Genomic DNA, 14,280 nt, shown 5'->3' with positions numbered 1-14,280 from the left:
TAGGGCGTGTTTTGTTTGTTGCTGCATGACATGATAAAGGGGCTTGCTGCACGTATGACGTGCGGCAAGCCCTTTGTATCTCTGGAAAAATATGTCTTTACTGCTTCGGCAATGCAGCCAGGCGATGGGTATTGACAAACATGTCTTTGATATTTTTAAATTGAATCGTGTCGATGCTGATTTCCTTTGCTTCACCCTGGGGAGAGTAGACCTGCTGCAATTCCGCTTTTAAATCGTACGTGTTGTCGCGCTTATTGCCGTGAAGCGTCGCCGAATATTCGTTGATCTGACGGATGACCTGATTTTGCTGGAAAGCCATGGCATCCAAGGTGCTGTTGTACTTTTCTACGTACAGCGTGCAGGAAATATTTTCGATGCTGTTGGGGAAGTCCCGGGTCTGCATGCTCTTTATAGAATCCATATCGACGTATACGACGCCGTCGGGCTGGGTGCTTACGACGCGGTACCGGTCGGGGTTATTCAGCAATGTCGTCGAGTCCATTGCGCCGACGGCGGCACAGCCCATCAGGAGCGTCCCGGCCATTGCGACGGCAGTTAAGATTTTTTTCATAGCATATCACTATCCTTTCTAAAATCCTTGTGAATGCATTATAACATAAAGTCTGCCTTAGGAATAGAGAAGAGGCGAAACTGTAACAAAACAGTAACATGACGGAGGCCGTGCCTGGGATTTTATCATATTTTCAGCTCTAATCTCTTTACAAAGGGCTCGTGTATTTGATATACTTAATAAGTACCATAACATGCGGGTGTAATTCAGTGGTAGAATACGAGCTTCCCAAGCTTGGTACGAGGGTTCGATCCCCTTCATCCGCTCCATACAGATAGAAACTGGCCTCATGGGTGTTTTCCATGAGGCCATATTTTATAAAAAAGAGCTTTTTGGCACCTTATTTTGAAGATATTTAATTTATATGAACTTTTTTAACAATACATAAAGTTTACATAAAACGGATTTTTATTCTAAGATTATGCAATATGAGATACTTGATGCTGACACCGGATACATAGGGGACGTCCGAATTGCTTTTGAGAATAACTACTGACTTTATCGCTGATTGTTGCTCCGCAATCGGCACATTTCAGTGGTTGTTTCTTTCTTACTGATTGCATCGGGGCAGAAGACTGTGCAGTAGCTTTTGGCTTTTGTTTTGTCGTCGAAAGGTCGGTCTGTATATCGGCTTCTGGATCATCACCTGTACTAATCGCTAAACTTAACATATAGGCATACTTGATAGCGGCTGTTTCTGCCATATCCCGTATTGTATGCGCCGCGTGGATTAGTAATCTCCAACAATATATTAACCCTAACAGCACAGATTTTGACATTTTTCATTAATTGCAAAAGGCCCTAGCCGATACTGGCTAGGGCTGCTATCGTGCTTATATTTTCATTTTTACATGAATTTGCTTGCCGCAGAAGGCAATGCCGTATTTCCAGACTTTTGAAACTCCCCGTTTTTCAAATTCTGTCCCGTACTGCCTTCCCTCAATCTGCCGCAGCGCTTCGTCGGCTTTATCTTCCAGCTGCGCTTCGCTGTTGGTGGCTTTAAACTCCATCAAGACGCCGGCTTTATTTGTATCTTTGGGGAAAATTGCGAGATCAAACCGGCCGTAGCCGCTTTCTCTATTCGATTCGACCGTATAATTTCGGCCTAAAAACAGAGCGGCCATGCCCAACATGAAGCCGTGATAAAAGCTTTCTTTATTTGCCGTATCATAGGTGCTGGCAAACCGCAGCAATATTTTTTGCAGCAGGTACGCAAAGTCTTCGCTCTGGCCGGTAAACAGCAAATCAAATAAACCGTCGAAGGTGTCCCGATCCATTCCTTCTACGATGGTATTCAGGATTTCCATGCTGTATACCCGTTTGATTTCTTCATTGGGAATGCGCAGTAAGTAGCGGTCGTAGCTCGTCGGGATATTTTCCGATACGGTCAAATACCCTGTTGTAAGCAGCATGGTATATAAGGCGCTTCGGTCTTTTCCAATCTGGTCATAGATCACGCCTTCATTCAAGCTGACAGAAACGGGTGTATCATGGAGGAGTCCACGCAGCGCCTTGATTTGTAAGTAATCGGCGTGGGAAACTAGCTCGCGCAGGATACTGTTATTGGACGTATTCATCCAGTAGGGCCGAGGGAGGCATTGGTTATCGATGTAGCTGATGACCGATAAGGGATTATATATTTCACTGCTGCCAAAGCGATAGCCGTCGTACCACTGTTTCAGTTCCGGCAGTACTTCTGATTTGCCTATATCTTCCGTTAATTTAGCGACTTCTTCCGGCGTAAATCCGAAGACCGTACTGTATTTATCGCGCAGGACAGAGCAGACATCTAGGTTATTCAGGCCGCTGAAAATACTTTCTTTGGCAATACGAAGTACGCCTGTTAGAACCGCAAAATCTAATGATGCATTTGTCTTTAAAGCGCTGCCTAAAAATTGCCGCATAAACCGAATACATTCGCCGTAAAATCCCCGTTCCCAAGCCTGCTGTATTGGCGCATCGTATTCATCTATAAGCAGAATCACTGGTTTTCCATAATGCTGATGCAGCATTGTAGTCAATCTCAATAAAGAAACAGCCAATTCATCCTGCGTAGCATTCTCATATATGACTTTTTGAAGATAAATTTTTAATGAGTCGTCTACAACCGCACTTTGAGACAGATAGTTAAAACTTCTATACAAATCGGCTAACGCAAAGCCCAGACTCTTAACGATACTTTCCCATGTGTCGCCTGATACATTTTTTAACGATATGAAGATAACGGGATGCGCGCCAAGATGTTTCATGTACGCCGTCCCACTTTTTTCTACCGATAATCCCGAAAACAAGCCTTGGCTTTCTTTCTTCCGATCAATGGAAAAGAAATACTCTAACATGCTCATGGTCAGCGTTTTCCCAAAACGCCGGGGACGTGTAATCAATGTTACGTCACTATGCGAATCTATCAATTGCCGAATAAAATCCGTCTTATCTACAAAGTAATAGTTTTCCCGTACTTTTTTAAAGTCATCAACGCCGATGGGCATCGCTGTGCTCATGTATTTCACCTCCCGAATATCCTTTGCATTCATTATATGATAGGGCTATCTTTGCTGTCCAGAGATAAGGTAGGGCTCATCTGTATTCGCGGTATAACATACGCCTCTTCACATCGGAGGGATATAAAGGGGCGTGTGCTGCAGTCGGTTAAAAATGGCGGGATTTATGGAGGTCTTCGAATTGCTCCATCAGGTTGGGCTTTTCCGGGCTTTGGTATACATAGTCCGGCATGGCTTCCTTGGCTTTGTCTACGGCGGCCTTAAAATCGTAGTATACCTGCCATTTAGATTCTACGAGGTCTTTGCCGGTTTGGCGCAGCAAAAAGGCCGGATGATACGTCGGCATGACGGGAATGCCGTGATAGTTGAACCAGATGCCGCGGTTGCGCATAATGCTGGCTGTTTTTCCGTAGAAATACTGAAAGGCGACCTTTCCTAGGCAGACGATGACCTTCGGCTGTACCATTTCGATTTCACGGAGGAGATGGATGTTGGCACAGCGCTTTCCTTCCTCCAGCGTCGGCGTCCGGTTGTTCTTGGGGCGGCATTTGACAATATTCGTAACGTAGACGTGGTCGCGCGTCAGTCCTACGCTCCACAGGGCTTTGTCCAGCAGCTGTCCCGATGGGCCGACAAGGGGCACGCCGTACTCATCTTCCACACCGCCAGGTCCTTCGCCGACGAACATGAGGGGCGATGCCGGGTCGCCGGAGTATCGCGTCGGGCCGCGGTTGCCTTCGTGACGCAATTCGCATTGTGAACACTGCATGAGTTCATGCAGCCAAGGTTCCATTTCTTTGTCTGTCATCGTACTCTTCCTTCCGTCAATGTAATGTCCTTCATCGTGAGCTGATGGAATTCTGCGTGAATCAACTGAGCGACGTCCTGCGGCGCTACGAGGACCTGCTGTCCCCGCATGCCGGCGCTGAGGCTGACGGCTTCGTACTGCAGGGCTGACTCGTCGATATATGTAGGAAACTGCTTTTTCATACCGATAGGGGAGCAGCCGCCGCGGATGTATCCCGTCAAGCCGAGCAGATCTTTGACGTGGAGCAGCTGAACCGATTTATTGCCGCTGCAGGATGCGGCCTTCTTTAAATCGAGCTCCTTGTTGCTGGGAATGCAGAATACGACGGGTCCTGTCTTGTTTCCTTGGCCTACCAGCGTTTTGAATACCTGAGCCGGATCCATGCCGAGCTCGGCGGCGGCGTGAACGCCGGACAGGTCGTCTTCAGAATATTCATAAGCTTTCGTTGTATAGAAAATTTTTTGTTTATCTAAAATGCGCATGACGTTGGTCTTTTTCGTTTTAGCCATACTATCCCTTCTCTCATATGCTATTCATTTTACTATATCAATATACAGTCCTTTTTTCAAGCCCCGGCAAGGATAGGGGATGTTTCGTTTTGTTGCCGCAGGCTCTCATACAATCGGATATTGTGTTTCTCTTATATTTCTATTATAATGATTTATGGCGAGATGTTATCAAAAATATACAGTAGAAAGAAGGGACAGATATGAAGATTGCAGCGGCTCAGATGTCTCTGCGGCTGGGGGATGTAGAGCATAATTATAAGCAAGTAGAAGACTGGATACGAAACGCTGCACAGGAGCGGCCCGATATTATCGTACTGCCGGAAATGTGGAATACGTCCTTTTATCCCGACAATATCCGTGAATTGGCCGATGAGGACGGGCGGCGGACGCAGGCCTTCTTATCAGAGTCAGCGGCTCGGTTCGGCGTTCATATTGTCGGCGGTTCTGCAGCTGTCCGTCGGGAAGGTAAGCTGTATAATACGATGTACGTGGCAGATCGCAGCGGCCGTATTGTCAGCTCGTATGACAAGGTGCATTTATTTGCGCCGGGCCATGAAGATGAAAAATTTACGCCGGGAACAAAGGGCTGCGCGTTTTCCTTGGATAGCATTCCCATGGCTGCCGTGATTTGTTATGATGTCCGTTTTCCCGAATGGGTGCGGATGGCGACGCTGACGGGGGCGCAGATTATTTTTGTGCCGGCGGCCTGGCCGGCGTCCCGCGTGGATCACTGGTGCATATTGAATCAGGCCAGAGCGATTGAAAACCAGCTGTTCATCGTGGCGGTCAACAGCTGCGGCAGTACGGATTCCATGCAGTTCGGCGGCCATTCGATGATTATCGACCCGTGGGGGAATGTCTTGGCGCAGGGGGGAGACGGCGAAGAGATGCTTTGCACGGATATCGACTTGGACAGCGTCACCGATATTCGAAGCCGTATCAATATATTTCATGACCGACAGCCTGGGCTATACGACTTGACATAAGAGGGAGATGGATTGATAGTGGAAGCTGTGCTTCATGGGCTGCAGGGTATTTTTGAAATATTGTTTATGATTGGCATCGGTTTTGTGTTGTCGAAGAAAGGGTGGTTTGGACCGGATACCAGCGCAATATTGACCCGGCTTATCATGAAGGTCGCCTTGCCGTTGTTCATGATTTGCCAGTTGGAGCGGGATTTTACACATGATTCGCTGCTGCGGATTGCGCCGGATTTGGCTCTGCCCTTTTTGTCTATCCTACTGGCCTACGTCGTGGGCCGGGCGGCAGCTGCGGCGCTGCACATACGCAGGGAGCGGCAGGGCATCTTTATTACCTGCTTTTTTGTCGCCAATACGATCTTCATCGGCCTTCCCGTTAACCTGGCCTTATTCGGTACGCAGAGCGTGCCTTCGGTCATGCTGTATTATATGGCGAATACGACGATGTTCTGGACCTTGGGGATTTATCACATCGTCAACGACAGCACGGGCGGACAGGGAAATATGCCCTTATTTTCGCTGCAGACTGTCAAAAAGGTGTTTTCGCCTCCGCTGGTGGCCTTTCTCATTGGCCTGGCGTTGATTATGGCCGACATCAAGCTGCCTGAATTCCTTCACGTATCTTTCCAGTACGTAGGAAATCTGGCGACGCCGCTGTCTCTTATCGTCATCGGCATTGAAATGAGTTCGCTGCCGCTGCGCAGCGTACAGTGGGATCGCGACTTGATAGGGGCTCTGGCGGGGCGGTTTATCGTTTGCCCGCTGTGCGTATTGGCCTTGCTTCCCTTTGTGTCTGTTACACCGATGTCGGCTCAGGTGTTTACAATGCAGGCCAGTATGCCGGCTATGACGCAGATGACCGTCGTCGCCAAGGCGGTTGGAGCTGATGTGAAGTATGCTACGGAGATCAGCTTTATCACGGTAGTATTGGGGCTTATCGTGATTCCGTCGTATATGTTCTTGATTCAGTACGTTCTATAAATTTATAGGAAATAGGTGTATATATGTCTTTCATAAATCAGTTTGCACAAAGCGTGCAGAAATATGGTCCGCAAGCTTTTTCTTTAAATTACCGCATTGCCGACGACCCGGAGCTGTCGGGCGAAGAATATCATGCCTGCGCGGCCTATGTCGAAGCCTGCCGTGCCCTGGGCATGGAGGTGACGGAGCAGTTTGCCGGTTTGCCGACGGCGTTTAAGGCGACGGTACGGAAGGTTTCCAACCCGGTTTTGAAAGTGGCTCTTCTGGCCGAATATGACGCCCTGCCGGAAATCGGCCATGGATGCGGCCACTCGGCAAATGGGGCTATGAGCTTTCTGGCGGCGGCCGCTTTTTGGGATATGGCTGATCTTCCCGTACAGGTTGACCTCATCGGTACGCCTGACGAAGAGCTGCGGGGCGGCAAGGTCGCCATGTGCGAGCAGGGGATCTTTCACGACTACGATTTAGCGATGATGACGCACGTCATGCCCGATAAGACGATGGCTAACTCTCATTTCTTGGCTCTTAGCGATTATCGCGTCGCCTTTCATGGGCAAACGGCTCACGCGGCGAGCAGCCCCTGGAATGGCCGCAACGCCTTGAACGGCGCGATGCTGGCGATTCACGCTATCGACATGCTGCGCCAGCACGTGCGGCCAGAAACGCGGATTGGCGTGTATCTCGTCAACGGCGGCACGGCGTCGAACGTCGTGCCGGACTATGCAGAGCTTGAATGCTGCGTTCGTCACAGCGATCGGCCGTATTTAAACGAAGTCATTGCTAAAATCATGAAATGCTTCGAAGGGGCGGCCATTGCGACAGAAACGACGTATGAAGTGACGCAGATGGGATATGAATTTGACAATATGGTTTGGAATGAAGCGGCGACGGAAGTATCGCGGTCGGTGCTGCGTGAAATGGGCATTCCCTTTACCGATACGGAAGAGTGCCAGAGCTCGGACATCGGCAATATCAGCCATCAATGTCCGGCGCTTCATCTGTGCCTGGCCATGGGAGATACGTATTATCCGGAACATTCCGTACAAATTGCCGACGCCGTAAAAAATAAAGCTATCGAGCCGGTTATCGCCCAGGGGGCGGAAATTATGGGCCGCATCGTATTTAAGCTCTTGGAAAATGAAGGATTGCGCCGGGCCGTGCAAGACGACTTTAAAAAGCATACTCTGTAACATCGTCCGTTACCAGGACATAAAAAATACTGTGCAGCCGAAGCTGCACAGTATTTTTTATGTTGGAGTATGTTTTTAGAATACGCCTTGAGCGAGCATTGCGTCGGCAACGCGTTCGAAACCAGCGATGTTGGCGCCGGCGACGAGGTTGTAGCCTAAGCCGTTGCGAGCTGCTGCGTCTTTGCAGTTGTTGTAAATCGTATTCATGATCTGGTGGAGACGTGCGTCGACTTCTTCAGCCGTCCAAACGAGACGTTCGCTGTTCTGGCTCATTTCGAGGGCCGATACGGCTACGCCGCCGGCGTTAACAGCTTTGGACGGAGCTACGATCATGTCTTTCTGTTCCATTAAGTATTTCAATGCGTCGTTCGTCGTAGGCATGTTGGCGACTTCGATGTAGTAGCGAACCTTGTTGGCCGCGATCTGTTTTGCCTGTTCCATATGAACGTCGTTCTGCATAGCAGACGGCATAACGATGTCGACTTTTCTGCCCCACGGTTTTTCGCCCGGGAAGAATTCTACGCCGAATTTATCCGCATAATCCTGTACGCGGTTGCGGCCGCTGTTGCGCATTTCTAACAAGTACTCGATCTTTTCTTCCGTAGCGACGCCATCGGGATCATAGATGTATCCGTCAGGACCGGACAGCGTAACGACTTTAGCGCCCAATTCCGTAGCTTTTTTGCAGATGCCCCAGGTTACGTTGCCGAAGCCGGCAGCGGCAATGGTCTTGCCTTTGATATCCTGGCCGTCGTCTTTCAGGACGTTTTCCAAGAAGTATACGGCGCCGTAGCCCGTTGCTTCCGGACGAATGAGGGAGCCGCCGAAGCTGAAGCCCTTGCCCGTCAATACGCCGTTTTCAAATGCGCCCTTTAAGCGGCGGTATTCGCCGAAGAGGTAGCCGATTTCACGGCCGCCAACGCCCATATCACCAGCAGGAACGTCGATGTCGGGACCAATGTAGCGATAGAGGCCCTGCATGAAGCTCTGGCAGAAACGCATGATTTCTGCGTCGGATTTGCCTGTCGGGTCGAAGTCCGCACCGCCTTTTGCGCCGCCGATCGGGAGGCCCGTCAAGGCGTTTTTGAAGATCTGTTCGAAGCCCAGGAATTTAATGATGCCGGGATATACGTTTTTCTGGAAGCGAAGACCGCCTTTGTACGGCCCGATTGCGCCGTTAAACTGGAAGCGGTAGCCTGTATTCGTATGATAGTTGCCGGCATCGTCCTGCCATACGACGCGGAAGGTGAATTGTCTTTCCGGTACGACCAAGCGGTTCAGCAAGTCGAATTTTTCATATTCCGGATGTTTTTCTACAACCGGTTCCAGAGACGACAATACTTCTTCTACGGTCTGGACGAATTCCGGTTCGTTAGCATATTTCGTACGTACGCCTTCGATAACTGATTCAAGATATTTGTTCATGAAAATCACCTCATCTAAGAATTTAGTATCCCACAAATCGTCTTTCTATAGCCTTATCATAGCATGTTTTTTGTCGTTTGAAAACATCGTAATATGAAAATGAGTTTCTGTTTTTGAAAATTTAAGAGTAAATTTTAAGTATTACCATTAAATATAGTAAAAATCGATTTAAAACACCGCATAATTTAAATACATAGGCAAATGCATTCCTAATAATTATTTGAATTATAATAAAAATGCAACCATGAAAAAGAGCTATATATATTTTGAATTAGCATAGATAATTATGGAAAAACGGCGCATTAATAATACTATATTATAGTAATCTTTTGGTTAAAAGATTATGTAGAACGCTCTTGCTGTCTTTTATAGTCGATGAACTGTGATTTTCTGTACTTATCCCTAGTCACATGCCATAAGATAGTGTACAATAGAAAGAAATTAAGACTATACGTTGTATACCATATCATGAAGAAAAGGGGATTTATGTCTTATGGAAACGTGTGAAAAATATTCTCCGGAATACTTGCGGTATCTGGAATTACTGTCCAAGGAATATAAAACGCAGGCCGAAACATTCACGGAAATCATCAATTTGCAGGCTATCGTCAACTTGCCGAAGGGGACGGAACATTTTATGAGCGACCTTCACGGCGAATATGAAGCGTTTTATCATATCTTAAATAACTGCTCCGGCGTCATTCGGGAAAAGGTCGAAATGATATTCGCCAACTCCATGACGGCAGAGGAGCGGGACGATTTATTGACGCTGATTTATTATCCTAAGGAAAAGCTGGATATGCTGCAGCGGGAAAAAGCAATTACCGATCAGTGGGCGAAAAAGACGCTGAGCCATCTGATTCGCCTGGTCAAGCTGCTGTCGTCGAAATATACGCGGTCTAAAGTGCGTAAGGCTATGCCTAAGGTGTTCCGCTTCGTCATTGACGAACTGCTCCATGCCCAGCCGGACGAAGATAAAAACCGCCGGGCATATCATATGAAGATATTGAATACGATTTTAGAAACGGGCAGCACGCGGCAGTTTATTTACGCCCTGACGGATTTGATCAAGCGGCTGGCCGTAGACCACCTGCACATTATCGGCGACATTTACGACCGCGGGCCCCATGCCGACAAGATCATGGACTATCTTATGCATCATCATTCCCTCGACATCCAGTGGGGGAATCACGATATCCTGTGGATGGGGGCGGCCGCCGGCAGCGAGGCCTGCATTGCCAATGCGCTGCGAAATAATATTCGCTATCATAATATGGAAATATTGGAAAGCGGTTACGGCATCAGTCTCCGGCCTCTGGCTATTTTCGCGTTGGATACCTATAAAAAAGACGACGGCATCGAGCCGATGGTCAAGGCGATTAACGTCATTTTGAGCAAGCTGGAAGGACAAGTCATCATCCGCCATCCGGAATACAACATGGACGACCGCCTGATGTTCCATAAAATTGACTGGAAGCAGGGGACGATTACGCTGGACGGCCAGACCTATGAGCTGACGACGACGGATTTTCCGACAGTCGATCCGCAGGATCCTTATAAATTGTCGCCGGAAGAACACCGCATCATGGCGGCCATTCAATCGGAATTCCTGGAAAGCGAACGGCTGCAGCGCCATATCCGATTCTTATACAGTCACGGCTCGCTGTACCGCAGCTATAACAACAACCTCTTGTTCCATGGCGGCGTTCCTCTCAATGAAGACGGCAGCTTTAAAGCAATTTATCTCAACGGCAAGCCGTATAAGGGAAAGGCTTTCATGGATATGGTCGATTTTATCGCCCGTCAGGCCTATGACAAGCGGGATACGAACAGCCTGGACTATATGTGGTACATGTGGTGCGGCATAGATTCTCCTGTATCGGGCCGGATTGTCAAGACCTTTGAACGAAGCTATATCGTCGATCAGTCGACGTGGAAAGAACCGCAGAACGATTATTACCATCTCAACCGGGATCGGGATGAATGCATAAAAATCCTCCATGAATTCGGCATCGATTCTCCCCAGGGCCATATCATCAACGGCCATACGCCGGTCAAGGTCAAGAAAGGGGAAAGCCCGATTCGTGCGGAAGGGAAGGAAATCTGCATAGACGGCGGGTTCTGCAAGGCCTATCAGGGATCGACGGGCATTGCCGGCTACACCTTAATTTTCAATTCTCACGGCATCCGCATCAAAGCCCATTATCCCTTTAAGGATGTCACGCAGGTATTGATGAACAACGCCGATATCGATTCGGAATCGACGCAGGTCGAACTGGAGCCAAAGCGCGTTATGATCGGCGACACGGACAACGGCAAAAAGCTGCTGCAGATGATCGACGATTTGAAAGCGCTGCTGCATGCGTATCGTCAGGGTATTATCCTGGAGCGGCCTGAAGAAAAAGAAATATAACTGGCAATACAGGGCGTAAGAGGAGACAGGCGTCAAGTCTGTTTCCTCTTTTTGCATATCGTACGTTTTTGATATAGATGTTGCATATTTTGCACCTATAGAGTATGCAGAAATGTGATGCCCTTATGATATAATATGATAACGCTGAAAACAGCGCGGCATGTGACGCTGTTTTTGCGGATTCCATAAAAGGAGGGTTACATGAACAAAGATATTTACGAACGTATTCAAGAACAATCGCGCCAAATGATCATGCCGTTTCAACGATTCTTCAAGCAGGAAGCGTCCAGCGGCATCGTCCTTCTCGTCTTTGCCGTCGTGGCGATGGGCCTTGCCAATTCTCCGTGGGCGGCCGCCTATGAAGAGATCCTGCATTGGAAGCTGTCTGTTGGGGCAGGGGATTTCCTGCTGTCCATGTCGCTGCTTCACTGGATTAACGACGGGTTGATGGCTGTGTTTTTCTTCGTTATCGGCATGGAAATCAAGCGGGAATTTTTATTCGGCGAACTGAAATCGCCGTCGTCTACGCTTCTTCCCATTGCGGCGGCCGTTGGCGGCATGGTCATGCCGGCGCTGTTATATACGGCTTTTAACATTGGAAAGCCGACAATTTCCGGCTGGGGCGTGTCTATGGCTACGGATATTGCCTTTTCCTTAGGCGTACTGGCTTTTGCTGCGCCGCGGGCGCCGCGGGCTGTCGTCGTGTTTTTGACGGCCTTGGCTATTGTCGATGACTTGGGCGGCATTTTAGTCATCGCCCTGTTTTATTCGTCTGATTTGCACGGGCCGTCTCTGTTGGCTGGAGCCGCCGTTTTGCTCGTGTTGTTTTGGCTGTCGCGGCGCAACGTCCAATCGGTCCTTTTGTACCTGATTGGGGGAGGGCTGCTGTGGTATGCGTTTTTGCAGGGCGGGATTCATCCGACGATTGCCGGCGTCCTCTTGGGCTTTTCCATTCCGGCCGGGACGGAAGAAACGCACGGCGAGAGCCTGCTTAGAAAACTGGAGCATAGGCTGACGCCGTGGTCGGCGTTTTTCGTCATGCCCGTATTTGCCTTGAGCAACGCCGGCATCGCCATAGACGGCGGCAGCGTGGGAAACTTGCTGACGCCTGTCGGCTTGGGCATCATGGCAGGGCTGTTTCTCGGCAAGCCCCTGGGGATTTTCTTATCGGCGTACGGCCTGATTCGCCTTCGCGTCGTAGCATTGCCGGCCGGCGTCCGGACGGCTCACTTTCTAGGCGCCGGCATGCTGGGCGGCATCGGCTTTACCATGTCCTTGTTTATCGCCGCACTGGCCTTTACGGACGGACAGGTGCTGATGACGGCCAAAACTGCCATTGTAGCCGCGTCTGTGTTGTCCGGTCTGGCAGGGACGGCCATGTTTAAGTGGCTTCAGCGCGGGACGCCGTAAAACAGAAGGCAGTGCGGGGTTTCAGGCTTTTGTTGACGGACGCATGTCGGATGAGTATAATTAGTACGGTAAAGATACTTTTTGCATATCCATAAATATAACGGTAAAAGGAGCGGGTTCGATGAATATTATTGATGAATTGTCTTGGCGCGGCGCCGTAAATCAGATGACCGACGAAGAAGGCTTGCGCAAGCTGACGGAAGAAAAGAGCGTGTCCTTGTACTGCGGCGTAGACCCGACGGGAGACAGCATGCATATCGGCCATTTAATTCCCTTTATGATGCTGAAACGCTTTGCCTTGGCAGGTCATCATCCCTATGTCGTCATCGGCGGCGGCACAGGCGTTATCGGCGATCCGAGCGGCCGCAAGACGGAACGGCAGCTGCAGACGATTGAAAAAATCCATGAAAATGCGGAAAAATTAAAAGCCCAGTTCATTCATTTGTTCGGCGAAAGCTCGAATATTTCTTTTATGAATAACTACGACTGGCTGAGCAAAATCGATTTGCTGAACTTCCTCCGCGATTACGGCAAGCTGTTCAGCGTCAATACGATGCTGGCGAAGGAAGTTGTCGCAAGCCGTCTGGAAGCGGGCATTTCCTTTACGGAATTTTCCTACCAGATACTGCAGTCTATCGACTTTGAGCATCTCTTTACGCACAACGACGTCCAGCTTCAGATTGGCGGCGCCGATCAGTGGGGCAATATTACGGCCGGCATCGATACGATTCATAAGATGCACGGCAGCGACGCCCGAGCCTACGGCCTGACGATTCCCCTCATGCTGAAGTCGGACGGCACGAAGTTCGGCAAGACCGCCGGCGGAGCCGTATGGCTGGATCCGGAAAAGACATCTCCTTTTGAATTCTATCAGTTCTGGCTGAATCAGGACGACGCCGATGTCGTCAAATATTTGAAATACTTCACCTTCCTCAGCAAGGAAGAAATCGACGCCCTGGAAGAAGCCGTCAAGACGGAACCGGAAAAACGTCTGGCTCAGCGCCGTTTGGCGGAAGAAGTAACGACCTTCGTCCACAGCCCTGAAGCGCTGAAGGAAGCGCAGAATATTACGGAAGCCCTCTATCACGGCAGCATTGCCGATTTGACGGAGCACGAACTGACCCAGGCTTTTGGCAAGATGCCGACAGTCGACGTATCGAACGAAGAAAAGGACGTCGTAAACTGGCTTGTCGATTCGACGATTTACAAATCCAAGCGTCAGGCCCGCGAAGATATTACGAACGGCGCCGTGACGATCAACGGCGTAAAGGTCCAGGCTCTCGACGAAATCGTCCTGCCTCATAAAAACTCAAACGGCAAATACGTTATCGTGCGCAAGGGCAAAAAGAACTACACGCTGGCCCGTATTCAGAAATAAGAAAAAATAAATATTGACGGAAGCAGAAACGTGTGCTATAATAACTCATTGCAAAATGTTCAATTGATGATATTATGAGGTACATGGAGGAAGCGCTTCCGGTGAACAAAAATT

12 protein-coding genes and 1 tRNA gene are annotated in these 14,280 nt (G+C 49.2%); 7 read left to right on the top strand and 6 right to left on the bottom strand.

Features of this window, described 5'->3' with window-relative positions:
* Positions 1–97: 97 nt before the first annotated feature.
* Positions 98–571, bottom strand: a complete 474-nt coding sequence (locus tag DKB62_RS04020) for a hypothetical protein (RefSeq protein ID WP_087478699.1) — start codon at positions 569–571, stop codon at positions 98–100.
* A 195-nt stretch (positions 572–766) separates the two neighbouring features.
* Here DKB62_RS04020 and DKB62_RS04015 point away from each other — a divergent pair.
* Positions 767–840, top strand: a tRNA-Gly gene (locus tag DKB62_RS04015).
* Positions 841–990: 150 nt separating this feature from the next.
* Here DKB62_RS04015 and DKB62_RS12530 read toward each other — a convergent pair.
* From DKB62_RS12530 to ybaK, 4 genes are all read right to left on the bottom strand, one after another.
* Positions 991–1,275 carry a hypothetical protein gene (locus DKB62_RS12530; RefSeq protein WP_157949671.1) on the bottom strand — a complete coding sequence of 95 codons (285 nt, stop codon included), beginning with the start codon at positions 1,273–1,275 and terminating at the stop codon, positions 991–993.
* A gap of 129 nt (positions 1,276–1,404) precedes the next feature.
* On the bottom strand, positions 1,405–3,072 hold the full coding sequence (locus DKB62_RS04010) for an AAA family ATPase (RefSeq protein ID WP_107195758.1): 1,668 nt from the start codon (positions 3,070–3,072) through the stop codon (positions 1,405–1,407).
* A gap of 148 nt (positions 3,073–3,220) precedes the next feature.
* On the bottom strand, positions 3,221–3,880 hold the full coding sequence (locus DKB62_RS04005; protein WP_087478701.1) for a uracil-DNA glycosylase: 660 nt from the start codon (positions 3,878–3,880) through the stop codon (positions 3,221–3,223).
* Positions 3,877–4,389 (bottom strand): Cys-tRNA(Pro) deacylase, encoded by a 513-nt coding sequence (gene ybaK / locus DKB62_RS04000; protein WP_087478702.1) that lies wholly within the window; start codon positions 4,387–4,389, stop codon positions 3,877–3,879. Before ybaK ends, DKB62_RS04005 begins: the two co-directional genes overlap by 4 nt.
* Before the next feature lie 200 nt (positions 4,390–4,589).
* On the opposite strand from ybaK, the gene DKB62_RS03995 reads away from it, so the two are divergent.
* Genes DKB62_RS03995 through DKB62_RS03985 form a run of 3 tightly spaced genes read left to right on the top strand, consistent with a single transcriptional unit; the run spans position 4,590 to position 7,540 of the window.
* Positions 4,590–5,375, top strand: coding sequence for a carbon-nitrogen family hydrolase (locus DKB62_RS03995; protein ID WP_107195757.1), 786 nt, complete (start codon positions 4,590–4,592; stop codon positions 5,373–5,375).
* A gap of 18 nt (positions 5,376–5,393) precedes the next feature.
* Positions 5,394–6,350, top strand: coding sequence for an AEC family transporter (locus tag DKB62_RS03990; RefSeq protein ID WP_107195756.1), 957 nt, complete (start codon positions 5,394–5,396; stop codon positions 6,348–6,350).
* Between the two features lie 23 nt (positions 6,351–6,373).
* Complete coding sequence (locus DKB62_RS03985; protein ID WP_107195755.1) at positions 6,374–7,540, top strand: amidohydrolase; 1,167 nt, start codon at positions 6,374–6,376, stop codon at positions 7,538–7,540.
* 75 nt (positions 7,541–7,615) lie between these two features.
* On the opposite strand, the gene gdhA is transcribed toward DKB62_RS03985, so the two are convergent.
* Positions 7,616–8,965: an NADP-specific glutamate dehydrogenase gene (gdhA, locus tag DKB62_RS03980; RefSeq protein WP_107195754.1), complete on the bottom strand. Its 1,350-nt coding sequence runs from the start codon at positions 8,963–8,965 to the stop codon at positions 7,616–7,618.
* A 493-nt stretch (positions 8,966–9,458) separates the two neighbouring features.
* Between gdhA and DKB62_RS03975 the strand changes: the two genes are divergently transcribed.
* From DKB62_RS03975 to tyrS, 3 genes are all read left to right on the top strand, one after another.
* Positions 9,459–11,378, top strand: a complete 1,920-nt coding sequence (locus DKB62_RS03975) for a fructose-1,6-bisphosphatase (RefSeq protein ID WP_107195753.1) — start codon at positions 9,459–9,461, stop codon at positions 11,376–11,378.
* A 201-nt stretch (positions 11,379–11,579) separates the two neighbouring features.
* Positions 11,580–12,788 (top strand): Na+/H+ antiporter NhaA, encoded by a 1,209-nt coding sequence (gene nhaA, locus DKB62_RS03970; protein WP_232818763.1) that lies wholly within the window; start codon positions 11,580–11,582, stop codon positions 12,786–12,788.
* Positions 12,789–12,909: 121 nt separating this feature from the next.
* Positions 12,910–14,166: a tyrosine--tRNA ligase gene (gene tyrS / locus DKB62_RS03965; protein WP_107195752.1), complete on the top strand. Its 1,257-nt coding sequence runs from the start codon at positions 12,910–12,912 to the stop codon at positions 14,164–14,166.
* The last annotated feature ends 114 nt before the right edge of the window (positions 14,167–14,280 follow it).

Origin of the sequence: Megasphaera stantonii, from assembly GCF_003367905.1 — a bacterium.
Lineage (GTDB): Bacteria > Bacillota > Negativicutes > Veillonellales > Megasphaeraceae > Megasphaera > Megasphaera stantonii.
This window is presented reverse-complemented; position numbering and strand designations above follow the sequence as displayed.

Excerpts from the sequence above, each read along its gene's own strand:
- DKB62_RS03975 (WP_107195753.1), top strand. The coding sequence starts at position 9,459 with ATGGAAACGTGTGAAAAATATTCTCCGGAATACTTGCGGTATCTGGAA.
- gdhA (WP_107195754.1), bottom strand. The coding sequence starts at position 8,965 with ATGAACAAATATCTTGAATCAGTTATCGAAGGCGTACGTACGAAATAT.
- DKB62_RS03995 (WP_107195757.1), top strand. The coding sequence starts at position 4,590 with ATGAAGATTGCAGCGGCTCAGATGTCTCTGCGGCTGGGGGATGTAGAG.
- DKB62_RS04010 (WP_107195758.1), bottom strand. The coding sequence starts at position 3,072 with ATGAGCACAGCGATGCCCATCGGCGTTGATGACTTTAAAAAAGTACGG.
- ybaK (WP_087478702.1), bottom strand. The coding sequence starts at position 4,389 with ATGGCTAAAACGAAAAAGACCAACGTCATGCGCATTTTAGATAAACAA.
- DKB62_RS04020 (WP_087478699.1), bottom strand. The coding sequence starts at position 571 with ATGAAAAAAATCTTAACTGCCGTCGCAATGGCCGGGACGCTCCTGATG.
- nhaA (WP_232818763.1), top strand. The coding sequence starts at position 11,580 with ATGAACAAAGATATTTACGAACGTATTCAAGAACAATCGCGCCAAATG.
- DKB62_RS04005 (WP_087478701.1), bottom strand. The coding sequence starts at position 3,880 with ATGACAGACAAAGAAATGGAACCTTGGCTGCATGAACTCATGCAGTGT.
- DKB62_RS03985 (WP_107195755.1), top strand. The coding sequence starts at position 6,374 with ATGTCTTTCATAAATCAGTTTGCACAAAGCGTGCAGAAATATGGTCCG.
- DKB62_RS12530 (WP_157949671.1), bottom strand. The coding sequence starts at position 1,275 with ATGGCAGAAACAGCCGCTATCAAGTATGCCTATATGTTAAGTTTAGCG.
- tyrS (WP_107195752.1), top strand. The coding sequence starts at position 12,910 with ATGAATATTATTGATGAATTGTCTTGGCGCGGCGCCGTAAATCAGATG.